Genomic DNA, 5,087 nt, shown 5'->3' with positions numbered 1-5,087 from the left:
CCCCCGCCACCCCCCGTCGCCCCGCCATCCGGGGGACCATGGCCCCATGACGGCCCCCTCCCACGCAGCCCGCGCTCACTCCTTCAACTCCGCCGCCGCCCAGTACGCGGCGAACCGCCCCTCCTACCCACCCGCCCTCCTCGACGCGGTCGAGGACCTCGCGGGGCGGTCCCTGACGGGTGCGCGGGTCGTCGACGTGGGCGCCGGCACCGGGATCGCCACCGCCCTGCTACGCGATCGCGGTGCCCACGTGCTGGCGGTGGAGCCCGGCGAGGGCATGGCGGCCCAGTTCCGCCACAGCCACCCCGGCATCCCGCTCGTGCGGGGCACCGGCGACGCCCTTCCCCTGGCCACCTCCTCCGCCGACTTCCTCACCTACGCCCAGGCCTGGCACTGGACCGACCCCGCCCGCTCGGTGCCCGAGGCCCTGCGGGTGCTGCGCCCCGGCGGCGCGCTGGCCCTCTGGTGGAACATCACCCCGCTCGACATCCCCTGGCACGTCGAACAGGCGGTCCGCATCGAGCGCCGCTTCGGTCCCCAGTCGGGCGTTCCCGCGCCCGCCACCGAACAGCAGGGCAGGAGTGGCCGGGCCGCCGAGGCCGATCCCACCGGCCGCCTCGCCTTCACCTCCCGCACGGTCCGCTGGAGCCGCCGCGTCCCCGTCGACACCCACCTGGCCAACCTCGGCAGCCACTCCGTCTTCCTGGTCCACGGCCCCGAGGCGAGCACCGCCTTCTTCGACGAGGAGAGGCGCCACCTCCTCGACGCCTTCCCGGACGGGACGGTCGAGGAGACGTACGACGTGGACCTGATCGTCGCCACCACGCCTGCGCACTAGCAGGGCGTGCCGAGCACCGACAGTCCGTACGGCGCTTGACGCTCCCGCTCCGGCGCGAGCATTATTCATCGCATGATGAATTATGACGCCGTCCGCACCGACCCTCCCGACGGCACCCCGGACGAGCCCGCCGTCCGGGCCGACTCCCTCAACGTCGTCCGCGGCACCCGCCACGTCCTGCGGGACCTGGCCTTCACCGTCCCGCGCGGGCAGATCACCGGCCTGCTCGGCCCCTCCGGCTGCGGCAAGACCACCCTCATGCGGGCCATCGTCGGCACCCAGGCCAAGGTCACCGGCACCCTGGACGTCCTCGGCCACCCCGCCGGACACCCCTCCCTGCGCACCCGCATCGGCTATGTCACCCAAGCCCCCTCCGTCTACGACGACCTGACGGTCCGGCAGAACCTCGACTACTTCGCGGCGATCCTCGACCCCGGCCGCTCCGCCGCAGACCGGCGTGCCGACCACGTCACCCGCGCCATCGCCGACGTCGACCTCACCAGCCACGCCGACGCCCTGGCCGGTGCCCTCTCCGGCGGACAGCGCAGCCGCGTCTCCCTGGCCGTCGCGCTCCTCGGCGCCCCCGACCTCCTCGTCCTGGACGAACCGACCGTCGGCCTCGACCCCGTCCTGCGCCGCGACCTCTGGGCTCTCTTCCACGACATCGCCGCCTCCCGCGGCGCCACCCTCCTCATCTCCTCCCACGTCATGGACGAGGCCGAGCGCTGCCACCGCCTCCTCCTCATGCGCGAGGGCCGCGTCCTCGCCGACGACACCCCCGACGCCCTCCGCGCCCGGACGGACTCCGAGACCGTCGAAGCGGCCTTCCTGCACCTGGTCGACGAGGCGGCCGCCGCCGCCCGCGCGAAGGAGACCACCCGATGAGCACGACCGCGAGCACACCCACCCCGCTCCGCCCCGCCCCCGCCGGCGTCCTCAGCCCGGCCCGCACCCTCGCCACCGCGGCCCGCGTCCTGCGCCAGCTCCGCCACGACCCCCGCACCATCGCGCTGCTGATCCTCATCCCGTGCGTGATGCTCTTCCTGCTGCGCTACGTCTTCGACGGCAGCCCGCGCACCTTCGACACCATCGGCGCCTCCCTCCTCGGGATCTTCCCGCTGATCACGATGTTCCTGGTCACCTCCATCGCCACCCTGCGCGAACGCACCTCGGGAACGCTCGAACGCCTCCTCGCCCTGCCCATGGGCAAAGGGGACCTGATCGCCGGCTACGCCCTCGCCTTCGGCGCCCTCGCGATCGTCCAGTCCGCGCTCGCCACCGGACTCGCCCTGTGGTTCCTCGACCTCGACGTCACCGGCAGCCCGTGGCTGCTCCTCCTCGTCGCCCTGCTCGACGCGCTCCTCGGCACCGCCCTCGGCCTCTTCGTCTCGGCGTTCGCCGCCTCCGAGTTCCAGGCCGTCCAGTTCATGCCGGCCGTGATCTTCCCTCAGCTCCTCCTCTGCGGACTCTTCACGCCCCGCGACGCCATGCACCCCGCCCTGGAGGCCCTCTCCGACGTCCTCCCCATGTCCTACGCCGTCGACGGCATGAACGAAGTGCTCAAACACACCGACATGACCTCCACTTTCGTCCGCGACGTCCTGATCGTCGCGGGCTGCGCCCTCCTGGTCCTCGGCCTGGGCGCGGCGACCCTGCGCCGCCGGACCGCCTGACCGCCCGCGCCCCCACACGTCCCGCCCACCGGACACTCCACCGCGCGCCCCGCCCTCCGGTGCGAGGATGAACCCGGACGACGCAACCCCCGGAGGGCACCCCAGCCATGACCCAGAAAGTCGCAGTCCTCGGCACCGGCAAGATCGGCGAAGCCCTGCTCAGCGGAATGATCCGCGGCGGCTGGACCCCGGCCGACCTCCTGGTCACGGCCCGCCGCCCGGAGCGCGCCGAGGAGCTCCGCTCCCGCCACGGAGTCACCCCGGTCACCAACGCGGAAGCCGCCAAGTCGGCCGACACCCTGATCCTCACCGTCAAGCCGCAGGACATGGGCACCCTCCTCGACGAACTCGCCCCGTACGTCCCCGCCGACCGCCTCGTCATCAGCGGCGCGGCGGGCATCCCCACCTCCTTCTTCGAGTCCCGCCTGGCCGCCGGCACCCCGGTGGTCCGCGTCATGACGAACACCCCGGCCCTCGTGGACGAGGCCATGTCCGTCATCTCCGCGGGCAGCCACGCCGGCGAGGCCCACCTCGCCCACGCCGAGGAGATCTTCGGCGCCGTCGGCAAGACGCTCCGCGTGCCCGAGTCCCAGCAGGACGCCTGCACTGCGCTCTCCGGCTCCGGCCCGGCCTACTTCTTCTACCTGGTCGAAGCCATGACGGACGCCGGCATCCTGCTCGGCCTGCCCCGCGACAAGGCCCACGACCTCATCGTCCAGTCCGCGATCGGCGCCGCGACGATGCTCCGCGACAGCGGGGAGCACCCGGTCAAGCTCCGCGAGAACGTGACGTCCCCCGCCGGCACCACCATCAACGCCATCCGCGAACTGGAGAACCACGGAGTCCGAGCGGCCCTCATCGCCGCCCTGGAGGCTGCCCGCGACCGCAGCCGCGAACTGGCCTCCGGAAACAGCTGACGCCCCGGGCCGCCCGGCGTCGGGCGGCCCCGACTACACGGTCACCCCGATATCAGCGACGGCCGCACCGTCCGCCGTGGCCGCCGGCAGCAGCCCGATCGCCCGATACGCGGCATCCACGGTCGGCCGGGCCATCGCCCTCGCGCGTTCCGCACCATCCCGCAGCACCCCCTCCACATAGCCGGGATCCGCGCACAGCTCCCTGTGCCTCTCCTGCACGGGCCGCAGAGCCTCGACCACGGCGTCCGCGGTGTCCCTCTTCAAAGCCCCGTACGTTTCATATACACCGCTCAGCTCGGATGGGTTCCCACCCGTGCACGCCGCGAGGATCTCCAGCAGATTCGCCACCCCCGGCCGCGCCTCGGGGTCGTACACGACGTCCCGCCCGCTGTCGGTGACGGCCCGCATGACCTTCTTGCGCGCCACCTCCGGCTCGTCGAGCAGATAGACGATCCCCGGCCCCGAGTCGTCGCTCTTGCCCATCTTCGACGTCGGGTCCTGAAGGTTCATGACCCGGGCAGCGACCTGCGGCGGCGTGGCCCGCGGCACCACGAACGTGTGCCCGTACCGCTGGTTGAACCGCACCGCGATGTCCCGCGCGAGCTCCACGTGCTGGGTCTGGTCGTCCCCGACCGGCACCTGGTCCGTCCCGTACGCCAGGATGTCCGCCGCCATCAGCACGGGATACGTCAGCAGGGACAGCCGTACGCTCCCGCCGCGCACCCGCTCCCGCGCCGCCTTCTCCTTGTACTGGATCATCCGCCGCATCTCGCCGTCCGTGGCCACGCACTCCAGCAGGTACGACAGCCGCGCGTGCTCGTCGACATGGCTCTGCACGAAGACGGTGCACAGCCGGGGATCCAGCCCCGACGCGAGCAACAGCGTCGCCGCCTGCCGGCTGAGTCTGCGCACCCGCGCCGGATCGTGGTCCACGGTCAGCGCATGCAGATCCACGATGCAGAACAGGGCGTCGGACTCGTGCTGGTCCACGGCGGCCCACCGCCGCATCGCGCCCAGGTAGTTCCCCAGCGTCAGGTGCCCCGTCGGCTTGATCCCGCTGAAGACCCGCGTCATCTTCTCCACCTCCTGGTCGGGCCGCCGTCCCGGCCGGCCGACCCTCAGGAGGGAGAAACAAGAACGGCCGCCGAGGCGGCGGCCGTGTGTGCGCACGTGACATCGGCCGCCGTCAGGCGGCCCACCAGAACTGGGTGCACGTACGCGTCGTCATGCGGGCCAGAGTACGCCCCCAGGGTGCCGACCGCAGGCAAGTTGACACGCCCCACGCCCATCCGTACTGTTCTCCGAGTTGTCCGACGTGAGCGCCGACCCCGGTCGGTCCCCGGACAGCCACTCCGCAAGTACCAACCACTCTCCGACGACAGTCGTCCGGCTGCCGTCGTGTCATTGGCGCGCGTATTTGCGGAATGAGGAATCCGCGTTCGAAAGGGCGCAGGCCCCCGATTAGATCGGGAGCCAGGAATCCGCTAAAGTCTCACTCGTCGGAACGGCCCAACGGCCGGGAAGGCGAACCCCGCTGACTGGGGATCAGGCCGAAAAGGATCTGGTAAAGTCGGAACCGCCGGAAAGGGAAACGCGGAAGCGGGAACCTGGAAAGCACCGAGGAAATCGGATCGGAAAGATCTGATAGAGTCGGAAACG

Annotated in this window: 5 protein-coding genes; 4 read left to right on the top strand and 1 reads right to left on the bottom strand. The window is 71.7% G+C overall.

Translation table 11 applies throughout. From position 1 onward, the window contains the following. The first annotated feature begins 46 nt into the window (after positions 1-46). The 4 genes from ADL34_RS32520 to proC all read left to right on the top strand — a co-directional run bounded on the left by ADL34_RS32520 (position 47) and on the right by proC (position 3,428). On the top strand, positions 47-838 hold the full coding sequence (locus ADL34_RS32520; RefSeq protein ID WP_062674559.1) for a class I SAM-dependent methyltransferase: 792 nt from the start codon (positions 47-49) through the stop codon (positions 836-838). A gap of 72 nt (positions 839-910) precedes the next feature. After that, entirely contained in the window at positions 911-1,723 is an 813-nt protein-coding gene (locus ADL34_RS32515; RefSeq protein ID WP_062674557.1) for an ABC transporter ATP-binding protein, read from the top strand. After that, a complete protein-coding gene (locus ADL34_RS32510; protein ID WP_062674554.1) occupies positions 1,720-2,511 on the top strand; it encodes an ABC transporter permease in 792 nt (263 codons plus the stop codon). Before ADL34_RS32515 ends, ADL34_RS32510 begins: the two co-directional genes overlap by 4 nt. Positions 2,512-2,618: 107 nt before the next feature. Further along, the gene (proC, locus tag ADL34_RS32505; protein ID WP_062674552.1) at positions 2,619-3,428 is read left to right on the top strand and encodes a pyrroline-5-carboxylate reductase; all 810 of its coding nucleotides are present in this window, start codon (positions 2,619-2,621) and stop codon (positions 3,426-3,428) included. Positions 3,429-3,461: 33 nt separating this feature from the next. On the opposite strand, the gene trpS is transcribed toward proC, so the two are convergent. After that, positions 3,462-4,502, bottom strand: coding sequence for a tryptophan--tRNA ligase (trpS, locus tag ADL34_RS32500; RefSeq protein ID WP_062674561.1), 1,041 nt, complete (start codon positions 4,500-4,502; stop codon positions 3,462-3,464). Positions 4,503-5,087: the final 585 nt, after the last annotated feature.

This window comes from Streptomyces sp. NRRL WC-3605 (assembly GCF_001509795.1).
Taxonomy (GTDB): Bacteria; Actinomycetota; Actinomycetes; order Streptomycetales; family Streptomycetaceae; genus Streptomyces; species Streptomyces viridochromogenes.
The sequence above is the reverse complement of the archived record's forward strand: the minus strand, read 5'-3'. Positions and strand labels throughout refer to the sequence as shown.